This window comes from Actinotalea sp. Marseille-Q4924 (assembly GCF_916618755.1).
In the GTDB taxonomy this organism is placed as follows: domain Bacteria; phylum Actinomycetota; class Actinomycetes; order Actinomycetales; family Cellulomonadaceae; genus Actinotalea.
Map to the genome: position 1 here is coordinate 179846 of NZ_CAKAKB010000003.1, position 14705 is coordinate 194550.

General features: G+C 75.6%; 18 protein-coding genes and 1 tRNA gene. 14 read left to right on the plus strand and 5 right to left on the minus strand.

Annotation, left to right across the window (positions count from 1 at the left end; genetic code table 11):
* Window positions 1-103: 103 nt before the first annotated feature.
* The 6 genes from LG379_RS07550 (at window position 104) to LG379_RS07575 (ending at window position 6055) form a co-directional block, all read left to right on the plus strand.
* Window positions 104-1057 carry an oxygenase MpaB family protein gene (locus LG379_RS07550; RefSeq protein ID WP_225753981.1) on the plus strand — a complete coding sequence of 318 codons (954 nt, stop codon included), beginning with the start codon at window positions 104-106 and terminating at the stop codon, window positions 1055-1057.
* 36 nt (window positions 1058-1093) lie between these two features.
* The gene (locus tag LG379_RS07555) at window positions 1094-1852 is read left to right on the plus strand and encodes an ABC transporter ATP-binding protein (RefSeq protein WP_225753982.1); all 759 of its coding nucleotides are present in this window, start codon (window positions 1094-1096) and stop codon (window positions 1850-1852) included.
* Window positions 1828-3441 carry a hypothetical protein gene (locus tag LG379_RS07560; RefSeq protein ID WP_225753983.1) on the plus strand — a complete coding sequence of 538 codons (1614 nt, stop codon included), beginning with the start codon at window positions 1828-1830 and terminating at the stop codon, window positions 3439-3441. Before LG379_RS07555 ends, LG379_RS07560 begins: the two co-directional genes overlap by 25 nt.
* Before the next feature lie 103 nt (window positions 3442-3544).
* Window positions 3545-3898, plus strand: a complete 354-nt coding sequence (locus LG379_RS07565; RefSeq protein WP_225753984.1) for a DUF3039 domain-containing protein — start codon at window positions 3545-3547, stop codon at window positions 3896-3898.
* Complete coding sequence (locus LG379_RS07570; RefSeq protein WP_370634466.1) at window positions 3895-5724, plus strand: DEAD/DEAH box helicase; 1830 nt, start codon at window positions 3895-3897, stop codon at window positions 5722-5724. Before LG379_RS07565 ends, LG379_RS07570 begins: the two co-directional genes overlap by 4 nt.
* A 178-nt stretch (window positions 5725-5902) precedes the next feature.
* Window positions 5903-6055, plus strand: coding sequence for a hypothetical protein (locus tag LG379_RS07575; protein ID WP_225753985.1), 153 nt, complete (start codon window positions 5903-5905; stop codon window positions 6053-6055).
* Between the two features lie 152 nt (window positions 6056-6207).
* Here the strand turns inward: LG379_RS07575 and LG379_RS07580 are convergent, their stop codons facing one another.
* Complete coding sequence (locus LG379_RS07580; protein WP_225753986.1) at window positions 6208-7605, minus strand: nicotinate phosphoribosyltransferase; 1398 nt, start codon at window positions 7603-7605, stop codon at window positions 6208-6210.
* Between the two features lie 157 nt (window positions 7606-7762).
* Between LG379_RS07580 and clpS the strand changes: the two genes are divergently transcribed.
* From clpS to rdgB, 6 genes are read left to right on the plus strand one after another with little or no spacing between them, the layout of a single operon-like run.
* Window positions 7763-8047 carry an ATP-dependent Clp protease adapter ClpS gene (gene clpS, locus LG379_RS07585; protein ID WP_225753987.1) on the plus strand — a complete coding sequence of 95 codons (285 nt, stop codon included), beginning with the start codon at window positions 7763-7765 and terminating at the stop codon, window positions 8045-8047.
* Window positions 8047-8748, plus strand: coding sequence for a DUF2017 family protein (locus LG379_RS07590; protein ID WP_225753988.1), 702 nt, complete (start codon window positions 8047-8049; stop codon window positions 8746-8748). The genes clpS and LG379_RS07590 overlap by 1 nt, the downstream gene beginning before the upstream one ends.
* Before the next feature lie 9 nt (window positions 8749-8757).
* Window positions 8758-9579 carry a glutamate racemase gene (gene murI, locus LG379_RS07595; RefSeq protein ID WP_225753989.1) on the plus strand — a complete coding sequence of 274 codons (822 nt, stop codon included), beginning with the start codon at window positions 8758-8760 and terminating at the stop codon, window positions 9577-9579.
* 13 nt (window positions 9580-9592) lie between these two features.
* Window positions 9593-10387, plus strand: coding sequence for an MBL fold metallo-hydrolase (locus LG379_RS07600; RefSeq protein WP_225753990.1), 795 nt, complete (start codon window positions 9593-9595; stop codon window positions 10385-10387).
* 37 nt (window positions 10388-10424) lie between these two features.
* Window positions 10425-11207 carry a ribonuclease PH gene (gene rph / locus LG379_RS07605; RefSeq protein ID WP_225753991.1) on the plus strand — a complete coding sequence of 261 codons (783 nt, stop codon included), beginning with the start codon at window positions 10425-10427 and terminating at the stop codon, window positions 11205-11207.
* On the plus strand, window positions 11204-11854 hold the full coding sequence (rdgB, locus tag LG379_RS07610) for an RdgB/HAM1 family non-canonical purine NTP pyrophosphatase (RefSeq protein ID WP_225753992.1): 651 nt from the start codon (window positions 11204-11206) through the stop codon (window positions 11852-11854). Before rph ends, rdgB begins: the two co-directional genes overlap by 4 nt.
* 22 nt (window positions 11855-11876) lie before the next feature.
* Here the strand turns inward: rdgB and LG379_RS07615 are convergent, their stop codons facing one another.
* Window positions 11877-12428, minus strand: a complete 552-nt coding sequence (locus LG379_RS07615; RefSeq protein ID WP_225753993.1) for an NUDIX hydrolase family protein — start codon at window positions 12426-12428, stop codon at window positions 11877-11879.
* 154 nt (window positions 12429-12582) lie between these two features.
* Between LG379_RS07615 and trxA the strand changes: the two genes are divergently transcribed.
* Window positions 12583-12957, plus strand: coding sequence for a thioredoxin (trxA, locus tag LG379_RS07620; RefSeq protein ID WP_225754889.1), 375 nt, complete (start codon window positions 12583-12585; stop codon window positions 12955-12957).
* Window positions 12958-13039: 82 nt separating this feature from the next.
* On the opposite strand, the gene LG379_RS07625 is transcribed toward trxA, so the two are convergent.
* On the minus strand, window positions 13040-13321 hold the full coding sequence (locus tag LG379_RS07625) for a DUF427 domain-containing protein (RefSeq protein ID WP_225753994.1): 282 nt from the start codon (window positions 13319-13321) through the stop codon (window positions 13040-13042).
* Window positions 13322-13498: 177 nt separating this feature from the next.
* Here LG379_RS07625 and LG379_RS07630 point away from each other — a divergent pair, with 177 nt between their 5' ends.
* Entirely contained in the window at window positions 13499-13960 is a 462-nt protein-coding gene (locus LG379_RS07630; protein ID WP_225753995.1) for a GyrI-like domain-containing protein, read from the plus strand.
* Window positions 13961-14005: 45 nt separating this feature from the next.
* Here the strand turns inward: LG379_RS07630 and LG379_RS07635 are convergent.
* Window positions 14006-14087 (minus strand) — tRNA-Leu (locus LG379_RS07635).
* A gap of 31 nt (window positions 14088-14118) precedes the next feature.
* Window positions 14119-14586, minus strand: coding sequence for a peroxiredoxin (locus LG379_RS07640; RefSeq protein WP_225753996.1), 468 nt, complete (start codon window positions 14584-14586; stop codon window positions 14119-14121).
* Window positions 14587-14705 lie beyond the last annotated feature (119 nt).

A 14705-nucleotide genomic window follows, 5' to 3' on the forward strand; every position in this document is an offset into this window, starting at 1 on the left:
GACGCCGCGGCGGCAGGGCCGGGAGCCACGCGCTGAGACCCGGCTGTGACCGGACCCCCGAACGGCGGCCCCGGCAGGGGCCCGGCCCCGCCCGCGTGTGACGATGACCGACGTGTCCGCCGACCGCCCCGCCCGCCCCGCGCACCCGCTCACGCGCGTCCGCACGGGACTGGCCGGCGCCCTGCTGACCCGCGTGGCCGGGCCGGAGCCGGCGGACGCGCGCGCCGCGATCCACAGCGCCCCCGGTCCCCGCTGGTTCGACCCGGACAGCGCCATCGGGCGGGTCCACGGCGACGCGTCGATGTTCCCGGGGGGTGTCCGGGCCCTCCTGCTGCAGTCCCTCCACCCCCGCGCGATGGCGGCGGTCGCCGGGCACTCCGGGTACAAGCAGGACCCGTGGGGTCGGCTGCAGCGCACCGCGACCTTCCTCGCGGCCACGACGTTCGGCCCGGCCGACGACGCCCGCCGGTCCGTCGAGATCGTCAAGGCGGTCCACCGGCGCATCAAGGGCACGACGCCCGACGGCGAGCCGTACGACGCGGAGGACCCGCACCTGCTGCGCTGGGTCCACGTCGCGGAGGTCGACAGCTTCCTCGCCGCGCACCAGCGCTACGGCCGCCGACCTCTCGACGCGGCAGGGTGCGACGAGTACGTGCGCCAGGCCGCCGTCGTCGGCCGGGAGCTGGGCGCCACGGAGCTGCCCCTCACCCTCGCGGAGCTGCGCGAGCAGGTCGAGGCGTACCGCCCGGAGCTGCGACCCACCCCCGCTGCGCTTGAGGCCGCGCACTTCCTGCTCCGCGAGCCGCCCCTGCCCAAGGCGGTGCTGCCGGGCTACGCGCTCATCACCGCCGCCGGTGTCGCGCTGCTGCCCCGCTGGGCCCGGGAGCCGCTGCGGCTGTCGGACGCGCCGCGGTTCGAGCGGGCGGTCGTCCGACCGGTCGGCCGGTTCGTCACCGGCACGATCCGGTGGGCGCTGGACTCGGTGCCGGCCGCGGAGCCGCCCGGCCCCCTCGTCGTGGCGCCGCCGCGCGGGAGCATGCCCGCGCCGTCCGCCTGACCGGCCCGTGCGCGACCCCGCCGTAGGCTCACCGGCATGATCGCCGTACGGCTGCGGGGGCTCGTGAAGCGCTTCGGCGCCACGACCGCCGTCGCGGGCGTCGACCTCGACATCCCCGCCGGCTCGTTCTACGGCGTCGTGGGACCCAACGGCGCGGGCAAGACCACCACCCTGTCCATGGCGACCGGCCTCCTGCTGCCGGACGCCGGCACGGTCCACGTCCACGACGTCGACGTGTGGCGGCACCCGCGCCAGGCGGCCCCCCTGCTCGGCGTGCTGCCGGACGGGCTGCGGCTGTTCGACCGGCTCACCGGTCCCGAGCTCATCTCCTACGCCGGCCTGCTGCGGGGCATGGACCGCGACGTCCTGGCCGCCCGGCGCGACGACCTCGTCGCCGCGCTCGACCTCGGCGGCGCGGGCAGCACGCTCGTCAGCGACTACTCGGCCGGCATGACGAAGAAGGTCGCGCTCGCGTGCGCCCTCGTGCACGCGCCCCGGGTCCTCGTGCTCGACGAGCCCTTCGAGGCGGTCGACCCCGTCTCCGCCACGGCCATCCGCGGGATCCTCCGCGGCTTCGTCGCCGCCGGCGGCACCGTCGTGCTGTCCAGCCACGTCATGGCCCTCGTCGAGCAGCTGTGCGACCACGTCGCCGTCGTCGGCGGCGGGCGCGTCCTGGCCGCGGGCACGCTCGACGACGTGCGAGGTGGTCAGGACCTCGAGGGCAGGTTCGTCGCGCTCCTCGGCGGCCTGCCCGGCCAGACGGAGCTGTCGTGGCTGCGACCGTCCTCCGGCTGAGGGCGGTCCTGCTGCGGCGTGCCCTCGCCGCGGAGCCGTGGCGGCTGGTCCTGCTGGTCCTCGGGTGCGTGTGGGCGCTGCTGGCCGTGCCCTCGGTGCTCGGTGGCATGACGTGGGTCTCGCGGCAGTCGCCCGACGTCGCCCACGACGTGCTGGTCGTCGCGGGGACGCTCCTGGCCCTCGGCTGGGCCGTCGTCCCGGTGCTCGTGCCGGGACTCGACGACTCCCTGGACATCCGCCGGTTCGCCACCACCGGCGTGGCGCCCGCCCGGCTCGTCCCCGGCCTGCTGCTGGCGTCCCTGCTCGGTGTCCCGACCGCCTTCACCGGCATGCTGACGCTGGCGCCCGTCGTCGCGTGGTCGGAGCCGGGGCGGGGGGCCGCGCAGGTCGCGGCCGTGGTCCTCGCCCCCGTCCTGCTCGTCACGTGCGTCGTGACGTCGCGGATCACCACCGGTGCGGTGGCGCGGCTCCTGGGTGCCCGGTGGTCCCGCGAGCTGGCGCTGGCGGCCGGCGCGCTGGCCGTCGTCGGGCTGGTCGTCGCGGTCGCGCAGGTGCGACGGCTCGGCCTGGAGGGCGTCCTGGAGGGCGTACCGGAGGTCGCGGCCGCACTCGGGTGGACCCCGTGGGGAGCCGGGTGGTCCGCCCCCGCGATGCTCGCGGCGGGGGAGACCGCGACCGCCGTCGGCCAGGGCCTGGTCGCCGTGGCCGGCGCCGCGGTGGGCATCGGCGTGTGGGCGGTCCTTCTGCGTCGTTCCCTCGTGCAGCCGCCGTCGCGGTCCGGTCGCTCGCGGCGCCGCCTCGACGCGATGCTGCCGCGGCCGTCCCGGCCCGGTGCCACGACGCGTCCGACGACGACGGCGCCCGGCCCGGCCGCGGCCCGTGCGGTCGCGCTCCGTTCCCTGCGCTCCTGGACGACGGACCCGCGGTACACGAGCGCGCTCGTGGGTGCCGTCGCCCTGCCGGTGATCATCGTGCTGCTCGCCGCCACGGTGGTCGACGCCCCGGCCGCCGTCGCCCTGAGCATGGCGCCGCTCATGGCGGGCACCATCGCGTGGGGGCGGCACAACGACACGGCGTTCGACGGCACCGCCCTGTGGCTGCACGTCGTCTCGCAGGTGCCGGGGTGGGCGGACCGGGCCGGACGGGCGGCGGCCACGCTCGTGTGGGCGGCGCCCGTGCTCGTCGTCGTCGCGGTCGCCGGGGCCGTCGTGGCGGGGCGGGCCGATCTCGCGCCGGCGAGCGTGGGCGCGGCCGTCGGCGTCCTCGGTGCGGGCCTGGCCGTGTCGGCCGTGTCCAGTGCGGCGCTCGTGTACCCCGTGCCGGCGCCGGGTGCCAGCCCCTACGCCGCGCAGGCCGGCTCGCTCGGCGCGAGCCTGGTGGCGCAGCTGGTGACGTCGCTGGCGACCGCGGTCGTCTGCCTGCCCGTGACCGCGCTGTACCTCGCGGCGCTGTGGTGGCGCCCGGGCCTGTCGTGGTTCGTGCTCGCCGTCGGCATCCTCGGTGGCGCGGCGGCGCTGGTCGGCGGCGTCGTGGTCGGCGGTCGGGTCTACGAGGTCCGCGCCGTGCGGCTGCTGGCGAGCGTCGACTGACGGTGCCCACCGGCCCCAGAGCTGCGGGGGGCGCCCGGCGCTCACGGCGAGCCGCGCTCGGACCGCCGCGGCCCTGTCCGGACCCCGACGTAGACTTCCGCGCATGAGCCAGACCACCGGACCCGAGGACCCGTACGGCGCCCCTGGTGACGGCACGTCGACGAGCGTGCTGGAGCGCACGGAGGCGCGCGAGGAGCTCGAGCCCGGTGACCGGGAGCGGTTCTCCCACTACGTCCGCAAGGAGAAGATCCTCGCCTCCGCGGTCTCGGGCACCCCCGTCGTCGCGCTGTGCGGCAAGGTCTGGGTCCCGGGACGCGACCCCCAGAAGTTCCCGGTGTGCCCGGTGTGCAAGGAGATCTACGACGGTCTGCGCGACCCGCAGGACGGCGGGCCCGGCGACTCCGGAGGGCCCGGCTCGGGCGGCTCCGGCGCGGGCTTCGGCTCCGGCGGACGGTGACCCGCCCGCACCACGGCGCCCGGCACCACGGCGTCCCTGCTCAGCAGGGCCCTGCCGTCGCGTCCACCGCCGCCGCGTCCCACCTGTCCCCGGCCTTCCCGGCCCGCGCCCCCTGGGGCACGGCCCAGAAGCTCCGCGCCTGGCAGGCCGCGGCGCTCGAGGCCTACGAGGCACGCCACCCCCGGGACTTCCTCGCCGTGGCCACGCCCGGTGCCGGCAAGACGACGTTCGCCCTGCGCATCGCGACCGACCTGCTCGAGCGCGGCGTGGTCCGCCGCGTGACGGTGGTGGCGCCCACCGACCACCTCAAGCGCCAGTGGGCGGACGCCGCGGCGCGGGTCGGCATCCACCTGGACCCCAACTTCCGCAACGCCCAGGGTCGGCACGGGTCCCACTACGACGGCGTGGCGCTGACGTACGCGCAGGTCGCCACGAAGCCCGCGCTGCACGCCGCCAAGACGACCGCCGCGCCCACCCTCGTCATCCTCGACGAGATCCACCACGGCGGTGACGCGTTGTCGTGGGGCGACGCGGTGCGTGAGGCGTTCGAGGGTGCCACCCGCCGCCTCGCGCTGACCGGCACGCCGTTCCGGTCCGACACCGCTGCCATCCCCTTCGTCGGCTACGCGCCGGACGCCGACGGCATCCGTCGCTCCGTCGCCGACTACACCTACGGGTACGGCCACGCGCTGCGGGACGGCGTCGTCCGGCCGGTGCTCTTCCTGTCCTACAGCGGCGCGATGCGCTGGCGGACGCGGGCGGGGGACGAGGTGAGCGCCCGGCTCGGCGAGGAGACCCTGACCAAGGACATGACGGCGCAGGCCTGGCGCACCGCCCTGGACCCGGAGGGCGAGTGGATCCCGTCCGTCCTGGCCGCTGCCGACCGCCGGCTCTCGGAGGTCCGACGGTCCGTGCCGGACGCCGGTGGGCTCGTCATCGCGACCGACCAGGCCGACGCGCGCGCCTACGCCGCGCACCTGCGCCGCCTGACGGGGGAGCCCGCGACCGTCGTCCTCTCCGACGACGACGGCGCCTCGGACCGGATCGACGCGTTCTCCACCGGGGACTCGCGGTGGATGGTCGCCGTCCGCATGGTGTCCGAGGGCGTCGACGTGCCGCGCCTGGCCGTCGGCGTCTACGCCACGTCGACGGCCACGCCGCTGTTCTTCGCCCAGGCCGTCGGCCGATTCGTGCGGGTGCGTCGACGCGGCGAGACCGCATCGGTGTTCCTGCCGAGCGTCCCGCAGCTCCTCGCGCTCGCCGCCACGCTCGAGCTCGAGCGGGACCACGCGCTCGACCGGCCGGCCGGGCCGGACGCCCCGCAGGAGGAGGACCTGCTCCTGCTCGAGGCCAACCGCGCCGAGAAGGGCTCCGACACGGTGGGGGAGGACGGCGTCGTGGGCGGCTTCCAGGCGCTGGAGGCCCAGGCGAGCTTCGACCGCGTGCTGTTCGACGGAGGCGAGTTCGGCACCGGGGCGGACGTCGGCTCGGAGGAGGAGCTCGACTTCCTCGGCCTGCCCGGCCTGCTCGACGCGGACCAGGTCCGGACGCTCCTGAGCCAGCGTCAGGCCGACCAGGTGGGCCGCGGCAAGGGCAGCGGCCGAGCTGCCGACGCGCCCACGGTGGACCACCGGCGGCTCGCGGAGCTGCGCAAGGAGCTCAACACGCTCGTGGGTGCGTGGGCCCGGCGCAGCGGCCAGCCGCACGGCTCGGTGCACACGGAGCTGCGGCGCCGGTGCGGTGGGCCGGAGGTCGCGACGGCCACCGCCGAGCAGCTCGAGGCGCGGACGGCCATGGTCCGGGACTGGTTCGTGGGACGCCGCTGACCTGCGGTGACGCGCGAGCCGACCGCTTGTACCAGGCGTGGACGAGTTTCGCGCGACTTGCTGTCAACCCCCCTTTCAAGATGCGGACCTCGATCGCCGCTGTCACGCTCAGTCGAACGGATTCGTCCGCAAGACCTCCACAGTCCGCACACAGGGACTCGAGCGAAAGGCAGAGATCATGCCCACCTGGCTTCTCATCCTCATCGTCGGCATCGTGCTGCTCGTCTTCGGGATCGCCGTCGAGGCCGCGCAGTTCCTCATCTGGCTCGGCATCATCGTGCTGGTGATCAGCCTGATCCTCGGCCTCGTCGGGGGCCGTCGGAAGGTCTGACCGCGCACCTGAGCGCCGTCGCGCGTCCTGAGCGACGCCGACCACCGCGGTGCTGAGCACCGCCCACGACGCCCGGTCCACCTCGGTGGGCCGGGCGTCGTCGTGCGTCCACCCGTGCGTCCACCCGTACGGGCGACCAGGCCGCTCGGGGGTCACTCCAGGCGGAGGGTCACCGTCGGGATGGCGGGGTCGCCCTGGGACAGGCGCCGCGCCCCGCGCGGCAGCTCGGCGCGGGACCGCCGGTGCCGCTCGACGGCGAGCTGCACGCCGGCCGCCCCGGTCCACCTCGTGTCCACGGCGCCGTGCGCCACGAGCGGCACCATGAGCCCGCGCAGCTCGGCGCCCGGCGGCGTCCACGTCGCGACCGCGTCGTCGGGGCCGGTCACGACCACCTCCTCCACCGCACGCCCGTCGTCGTCGAGTCGCCGCGCGGCGCACTTGCGGCCCCCGACCGAGCCCTTCCGGGCGGACGCCTTCGCGACCGGTGCGAGGTGGCCGTCCGCCCCCTCGCGGGCCACGAGCTTGTAGACCATGCCGCAGGTCGGTGCGCCGGAGCCGGTGACGACGGACGTCCCGACGCCGTACGCGTCCACCGGAGCGACCGCCAGGGCGGCGATCGCGTGCTCGTCCAGGTCTGAGCTGACGACGATCCGCGTCCTCGTCGCCCCCAGGGAGTCGAGCTGGTCCCGCACCTCCTGCGCCAGCTGGGTCAGGTCGCCGGAGTCCAGGCGGACCGCGCCCAGCTCGGGGCCGGCCGCCTCGACGGCGTTGCGCACGCCCTGGGGGACGTCGTAGGTGTCGACGAGCAGCGTCGTCCCGACTCCCTGCGCCGCCACCTGGGCACGGAAGGCCGCGCGCTCGTCGTCGTGCAGCAACGTGTAGGAGTGGGCTGCGGTGCCGATCGTCCGCAACCCGTAGCGGCGCCCCGCCTCGAGGTTCGAGGTCCCGTCGAACCCGGCGACGACGGCGGCGCGCGCGGCGGCCACCGCCGCGTACTCGTGGGCCCGGCGCGACCCCATCTCCAGGCACGGCCGGTCGATGGCGGCCGACGTCATACGGGACGCCGCCGAGGCCACCGCGGAGTCGTAGTTGAGGACCGACAGCGTCAGCGTCTCCAGGAGCAGCGCCTCCGCGAAGGTGCCCTCCACGACCATGACGGGCGAGCCGGGGAGGAACACCTCGCCCTCGGCGTACCCGGTGATCGAGCCGCCGAAGCGGTAGGACTCCAGCCACCGCAGCGTCTCGCGGTCCACGACGCCCTGGCGGGACAGGAACGACAGCTCCTCCTCGCCGAACCGGAAGTCGGCGAGCGCCTCCAGGACACGGCCCGTGCCCGCGACGACGCCGTAGCGGCGGCCCGGCGGGAGCCGGCGGCTGAAGACCTCGAAGACGCAGTGCCGCCGGGCAGTGCCGTCGGCGAGGGCGGCCTGGAGCATGGTGAGCTCGTAGCGGTCGGTGAGCAGCGATGTCGAGGGGCGTGGCCCCGTCCACCCCGTGGCCGGGGCGAGGGACAGGTGGGGCGCCGTCGGCGAGGGCAGCTCTGCGCTCATGGCCTCACCGTAGGGCGGCCCGGCCAGGGCGTGCGCCTCACGTCCTCGCGGGGTCGTCCGTGCCGACCCTTCCGGCCGTCACCCGAACGGTCCTCGGCCCTGCGCGGACCCCGGTCCTGGGCGAGCCGCGGGCACGCACGCTGCCTACAGTGTCCGCATGAGCACCGTGCCCGCCGAGGACGTCCGCACCGAGGGTGCGCGCCTCGCGGACGGCTGGACGACCGTCGTCTGGAACGACCCGGTGAACCTCATGAGCTACGTCACCTGGGTCTTCCGGACGTACTTCGGGTACTCCGAGGCCAAGGCCCACCGCCTCATGCTCCAGGTGCACCAGGAGGGTCGGGCGACGGTGTCACGCGGCAACCGCGAGCAGATGGAGGTCGACGTCCAGGCGATGCACGGGTACGGCCTGTGGGCCACCGTGCAGCCGGCGGAGGCCTGATGCGCACCTTCGTCCCCGAGGGCGCTGCGTACGTGGCTCGCCTCGAGGCGCCGGAGCGCGCCGTCCTCCTGGACGTCGTCGACGACGTGCTGGGGCTCGTCGGGGCCCGGGCGGCGCAACGGACGCGTCCCGGGGCGGGCGCCGACGACCCGCTCGCCGCGGTGCAGATGACCACCGCGCCGCTGCCGCCGCCCACCGACCCCGCGCTGCTGCGGCTGCTGCCCCCCGCGTCGGCGGACGCGGAGGTCGCCGCGGAGTTCCGCCGGCTCACGGAGCTGGACCTGCGTCGGTCCAAGTCGGACCAGCTGCTGCGCCTGCGGGCGTGCATCGACGCGGCCGGTCCCGACCTGGTCGTCGTGCCGAGCGAGGCGCCCCGCGTCGCGGCGGCGCTCACCGACGTCCGGCTCGTCACCTCCGAGCGCCTCGGGCTGCGCAGCGACGAGGAGGCGGACGCGCTCTACCGCCTCGTCCTCGGTGAGCAGGACGGCGGGGACCACGAGGGCTCCGCGCACGGCGAGGCCGTCGACGACGAGCGTGAGCAGGCGCACCGCCTGCTCGCGACGGTGTACGTCATGCTCAGCATGCTCCAGGAGTCGCTCGTGGGGCTCATGCTGGGCGGCCTCCCCGACGCCGACGACGGTGACGCAGGCGACACCCCCGGTGCGACGGGCGCCACGGAACCGCCGACCACGCCCCGTTAGGCTCGCCCCGTGACAGACGCGGCCGCGCCGATCGGCATCTTCGACTCGGGGGTCGGCGGGCTGACGGTCGCCCGGGCGATCATCGACCAGCTCCCCGACGAGTCGCTCCTCTACATCGGGGACACGGCCAACGGCCCGTACGGTCCCAAGCCGCTCGCCGCCGTCCGCGCGCACGCGCTGGAGGTCATGGACGACCTCGTGGACGCGGGCGTGAAGATGCTCGTCATCGCGTGCAACAGCGCCTCGGCGGCCGTGCTGCGGGACGCGCGGGAGCGGTACACGCAGCGGCGCGGCCTGCCCGTCGTCGAGGTGATCCTGCCGGCGGCGCGGCGCGCGGCCGCGGCTACACGGACGGGCCGCGTCGGGGTGATCGGCACCCGCGCGACGATCGAGTCCCGCGCGTACGACGACGCCTTCGCGGTCGCGTCGGACCTCCGGCTCACCTCCCAGACGTGCCCGGAGTTCGTGCGGCTCGTCGAGGCCGGGCACACGTCCGGCCCCGAGGTGCTGGCCGCTGCGCGGGAGGCGCTCGCGCCGGTCGTCGCGGCCGACGTCGACACCCTCGTGCTCGGCTGCACCCACTACCCGCTGCTCACGGGCGTGATCTCGTACGTCATGGGCGACCGCGTGACGCTGGTCTCCAGCGCCGAGGAGACCGCCAAGGACGTGTACCGCACCCTGGTCGAGCACGGGCTCCAGCGCGACCCCGCCCTCGGCCCGCCCGTGCACCGGTTCCTCGCCACGGGCGACGCCGCGTCGTTCGACCGCCTGGCCCGGCGCTTCCTCGGCCCGGAGGTCCTCGCCGTCGAGCCCGCGAGCACGCTGCGGTGAGCCGGGTGGTCGTGTGCGACTGACCGTCGTCGGGTGCGCGGGCTCGTTCCCCGGGCCGACGTCCGCGGCCTCGTGCTACCTGGTCCAGGCCGACGACGCGGACGGGCGCACCTGGAACGTCGCGCTGGACCTGGGCAGCGGAGCGCTGGGGCCGCTGCAGCGGCTCTGCGACCCGGTCGACCTCGACGCCGTCGGCCTGTCGCACCTGCACCCGGACCACGTCGCCGACGTCTCGGGCCTGTACGTCTACCTCAAGTACCGCCCGGGCGGCCCCGGGCGCGGCGCGCCCCTCCCGGTGCACGGGCCCTTCGGCACCGCGTCGCGACTGGCGGAGGCGTACGGCCTGGAGCCGGGGGAGTCGATGGCCGACCACCTCGCGGTGCACGTGTGGCAGCCGGGCAGCCCGGTGCGGGTCGGGCCGATGACCCTCACCCCCTTCGCGGTGGAGCACCCCGTGCCCGCGTACGGCGTGCGGGTCGAGGGACCGTCGGACGCGGACCCGGAGCAACGGGTCGTCCTCGCCTACAGCGGGGACACCGACGCGTGCGACGGGCTGGACCGGCTCGCCGCCGGCGTCGACGTCCTCCTGGCCGAGGCCGCCTTCGTCGAGGGTCGCGACGACGCGATCCGCGGCATCCACCTCACCGGCCGGCGCGCGGGCGAGGCGGCCGCGTCCGGTGGCGCCGGCTCGCTCGTGGTCACCCACGTCCCCGCGTGGAACGACCCGGGCCTCGCGGCGGCCGAGGCGGCCGAGGTCTACGACGGACCCATCCGGACGGCGGAGCCCGGACTCGTCGTCGTGCTGTGACGGGCGGGCCGCGACGCACCGCCTAGGGTGGGCGCTCATGACCACCACCCCTCCCGCAGCAGGTGCCGCGCCCTCGACGGCCCGCGCCGACGGTCGCCGCCCCGACGAGCTGCGTCCGGTCCGCTTCACGCGCAGCTGGCTCGACACGGCCGAGGGCAGCGTCCTCGTCGAGTTCGGTCGCACGCGCGTGCTGTGCGCGGCGTCCTTCACGGAGGGCGTGCCGCGGTGGCGCAAGGGGTCCGGCGAGGGCTGGGTCACGGCCGAGTACGCGATGCTGCCCCGCTCGACCGACACCCGCAGCGACCGCGAGTCGGTGCGCGGTCGGATCGGCGGGCGGACCCACGAGATCTCCCGGCTCATCGGACGCTCCCTGCGGGCCGTCGTCGACGTCAAGGCGCTCGGCGAGAACACGATCGTGCTGGACTGCGACGTCCTCCAGGCCGACGGCGGCACCCGGACCGCGGCCATCACCGGCGCCTACGTCGCCCTCGCCGACGCCGTCGCGTGGGCCCAGGCCACCAAGGTCGTCCCGGCCGTCCGGACGGTCCTGCGCGACTCGGTCGCAGCGGTCAGCGTGGGCATCGTCGACGGCACGCCGGTTCTCGACCTGCCCTACGTCGAGGACGTCCGCGCCGAGACGGACATGAACGTCGTCGTCACCGGCGACGGGCGGTTCGTGGAGGTGCAGGGCACGGCCGAGCAGACGCCGTTCGACCGGGCCGAGCTCGACCGCCTGCTCGACCTGGCCCTCAGCGGCACCGCCGAGCTGACGCGGCTGCAGCGCGAGGCGCTCGCCGCCCCGGTCCGGGCCGGCGCGTGACCGCCGCCGGTCCCCGGCTCGTCCTGGCGACGCACAACCGGCACAAGCTCGTCGAGCTGCGCGAGATCCTCGCGCCCGTCGTGCCCGGCCTGGCCCCCGAGGACGTCGTGGGGGCGGCCGACGTCGGCGCCGAACCGCCCGTCGAGGACGGGGTGACGTTCGCCGAGAACGCCCTCATCAAGGCTCGGGCGCTCGCGCGGGCGACCGGCGTCGTCGCGCTCGCGGACGACTCGGGCCTGTGCGTCGACGTCCTCGGCGGGGCGCCGGGCGTCTTCTCGGCGCGGTGGTCCGGCTCCCACGGCGACGACCACGCCAACCTCGCGCTGCTGCTGGCGCAGCTCGAGGACGTGCCCGACGAGCATCGCGGCGCGCAGTTCACCTGCGCCGCCGCGCTGGTCGCGCCCGACGGGTACGAGCACGTGGAGGTGGGGGTGCTGCGGGGCCGCCTGGCCCGCGTCGCACGCGGGCGGAACGGCTTCGGCTACGACCCCGTCCTCGTGCCCGACGAGCAGCCCGCCTGGGCGACCGGCCCGGTCACCTGCGCCGAGCTGTCACCGCAGGAGAAGAACGCGATCTCCCACCGTGGTCACGCCTTCCGGTCGCTCGCCCCGGTGGTGGCGCGGGTGCTCGCGAGCGCGTCCGGCTGACGCGTCCCGCCGACCGCCCGCGTCAGGGCAGGCGGCCCACGTGGGCCATCGCCTGGCGCAGCAGGTAGCCCTGCCCTCCGGTCATCTCGACCTGCACCTGCTCGCTGCAGGCCTCCTCCGGCGTCAGCCAGGCCAGGTCCAGCGCGTCCTGCTGCGGCTCGCAGTCGCCCGCCACCGGCACCACGTAGGCGAGGGCCACCGCGTGCTGACGGGCGTCGTGGTACGGGGTGACGCCCGGCGTGGGGAAGTACTCCGCGACCGTGAACGGCTGGGGAGCGGCGGGGATCTGCGGCAGCGCCATCGGACCCAGGTCCTTCTCCAGGTGCCGGACGAGGGCGTCCCGGACCCGCTCGTGGTAGAGCACCCGGCCGGACACCAGCGCCCGCGTCATCTCACCCGCGCCGTTGACGCGCAGGAGCAGGCCCACGGCGACGACGTCGCCGCTGTCGTCCACGCGCACCGGTACCGCGTCCACGTAGACGAGGGGGAGCCGACCACGGACGGCGGCGAGCTCGCGCTCGGTGAGCCAGCCGTCCGGCGTCGGCTGCTCGGGGAAGTCGGCCGTCTCGGTCATGGGGGCGAGGCTACCGGCCGGGGACCCGCGACCGTGGTCGGCGCGGACCGACGGGTCGCGAGCGGCCGCCGCGGAATAGCACCCGCCGCACGGTGTTGGCACAGGAGCGGGTGGGGACCCCGCCATGACGAACGAGGACGCCGGAAGGGGACCTGTGGCGACCATCGACCTGACCGACCAGACCTTCGAGCAGACGGTCACGAGCAACGACATCGTGCTCGTGGACTTCTGGGCGGCGTGGTGCGGCCCCTGCCGCATGTTCGCGCCCGTGTTCGAGCAGTCGTCGGAGCGGCACCCCGACGTCGTGCACGCCAAGGTCGACACGGAGACGGAGCAGGCCATCTCCCGGGCCGCCCAGATCCGGTCCATCCCGACCCTCATGGCGTTCCGCGAGGGCGTCCTCGTCTTCGCGCAGCCCGGTGCTCTCCCGCGGGAGGGCCTCGAGCAGGTGCTCACGGCGGTGCGTGGCCTCGACATGGACGAGGTGCGGGCGAAGCTCGCCGCGCAGCGCGAGGCCGCTCGCCGCTGAGCCCGGTCCGTGCTGGGACCGGTCCGCTCGAGCGCGCCGGACGGCGGCGTCGCACGCCGGTCCCCAGGCTCCCCCGAGAGGTTCAGGCCTCGACCGTGACCCCGCGCCAGAACGCGACCCGGTCACGGACGTGCGCCGCCTCCGGCTTCGGCTCCGGGTAGTACCAGGCGGCGTCGGGGTTGGTCCGCCCGTCGACCTCGAGCGTCCAGTAGGACGCCGTGCCCTTCCACGAGCACACCGTGCGGGTGCCTGACGGTCGGAGGACCGACCGGTCGACGCTCTCCGCCGGGAAGTAGTGGTTGCCCTCGACGACGATCGTGTCGTCGCTGTGCGCGACGACGGTCCCGTTCCACACTGCGCGCACGGTCACCTCACCTCTCGGGCGGCCGTCCGCTGAGGGCAGCGGCGGTCGCGGTCCTGACCTGGTCAGGGCCACGCGGCCCCGACCGTCCGAACGTCCCCGTGCCCGCCGGTGTTCCGCGCCGGACACACGGGACCTCAGCCCCACGACCGGGTTCCCGGCCGCCCCGAGACTGTCGCCATGGACTACGACATCGAGGTCGTCGAGCTGCCGCCCCGTCCCGCCGCCGTCGTGCGACGCGCCGTGACCCGCCCCGAGGACGTGGGCGGGTTCGTCGCCACGGCGCTGGGGGAGGTCATGGCCGCGGTGCGCCGGCAGGGCGTCCTTCCCGCAGGCCCGCCGTTCACCCGCTACGGCGCGACGACGAACGGCCACCTCGACGTCGAGGTCGGGCTGCCCACCAGCACACCCGTGCGCGACACGGGGCGCGTGGCCGCCGCCGAGCTGCCGGGCGGCCGGGCGGTCCGTACCCGCCACGTCGGTCCGCACACCGGCGTCGGTGCCGCGCACGAGGCCGTGTCGCGCTGGATGGCCGAGCACGGGCTCGCGGCGCGCGACCTGCCCTGGGAGTCCTACCTGGACGGCCCGGATGCAGCCCGTCCGCGGACGGACGTCGTCGTGCCGTGCCGGGCCGGGGCCTGAGCCGGCGCACGGACGGGCGGTCAGGGGGTCGCGCCCCTGCCGGCGTGCGCGAGGCGGGAGTCGAACCCGCACGCCCGAGGGCACCAGGACCTAAACCTGGCGCGTCTGCCGATTTCGCCACTCGCGCTCGCCAGGAGCCTACGGCCTGGCCGCGGCCCTCAGTCCAGGCCGAGGTCCCGTCGCAGCTTCGCCACGTGACCCGTCGCCTTGATGTTGTACTGGGCGAGCTCGACGGTCCCGTCCGGCCCGACGACGACGGTCGACCGGATGACGCCCTCGACCGTCTTGCCGTACAGCTTCTTCTCGCCGTAGGCGCCCCAGCTGCTCAGCACCGTGCGGTCGGTGTCCGACGCCAGCGGGTAGGTCAGCGCAGCGGACTCGGCGAACTCGGCCAGGCGGGGCACCGGGTCGGGGGAGATGCCCACGACGGTGTACCCGGCGGCCTGGAGGGAGGCGTAGGAGTCCTCGAAGTCGCACGCCTCCTTGGTGCAGCCGGGGGTCATCGCCGCCGGGAAGAAGAAGACGACGACACGGTTCCCGCGCAGCGACGACAGCGTCAGCGAGCCGCCGTCGGCGGTCGGCAGGGTGAAGTCGGGGGCGAGGTCACCAGGGGCGAGGCGGGCCATGGGGCTCCTTCGACGGCGCGGGGTCGAGCGAGGGCGGGCGGGCGGTCGCCGGCCTGCAGCGGCGGCAGCAACGGCAGCAGCCGTCCGGCTCCACCGACGACGGCGCCCAGCCTAGTTGT

Coding starts and splice junctions, on each gene's coding strand:
- LG379_RS07550 (WP_225753981.1), top strand. CDS start 104: ATGACCGACGTGTCCGCCGACCGCCCCGCCCGCCCCGCGCACCCGCTC.
- LG379_RS07555 (WP_225753982.1), top strand. CDS start 1,094: ATGATCGCCGTACGGCTGCGGGGGCTCGTGAAGCGCTTCGGCGCCACG.
- LG379_RS07565 (WP_225753984.1), top strand. CDS start 3,545: ATGAGCCAGACCACCGGACCCGAGGACCCGTACGGCGCCCCTGGTGAC.
- LG379_RS07575 (WP_225753985.1), top strand. CDS start 5,903: ATGCCCACCTGGCTTCTCATCCTCATCGTCGGCATCGTGCTGCTCGTC.
- LG379_RS07580 (WP_225753986.1), bottom strand. CDS start 7,605: ATGAGCGCAGAGCTGCCCTCGCCGACGGCGCCCCACCTGTCCCTCGCC.
- clpS (WP_225753987.1), top strand. CDS start 7,763: ATGAGCACCGTGCCCGCCGAGGACGTCCGCACCGAGGGTGCGCGCCTC.
- LG379_RS07590 (WP_225753988.1), top strand. CDS start 8,047: ATGCGCACCTTCGTCCCCGAGGGCGCTGCGTACGTGGCTCGCCTCGAG.
- rph (WP_225753991.1), top strand. CDS start 10,425: ATGACCACCACCCCTCCCGCAGCAGGTGCCGCGCCCTCGACGGCCCGC.
- LG379_RS07615 (WP_225753993.1), bottom strand. CDS start 12,428: ATGACCGAGACGGCCGACTTCCCCGAGCAGCCGACGCCGGACGGCTGG.
- LG379_RS07630 (WP_225753995.1), top strand. CDS start 13,499: ATGGACTACGACATCGAGGTCGTCGAGCTGCCGCCCCGTCCCGCCGCC.
- LG379_RS07640 (WP_225753996.1), bottom strand. CDS start 14,586: ATGGCCCGCCTCGCCCCTGGTGACCTCGCCCCCGACTTCACCCTGCCG.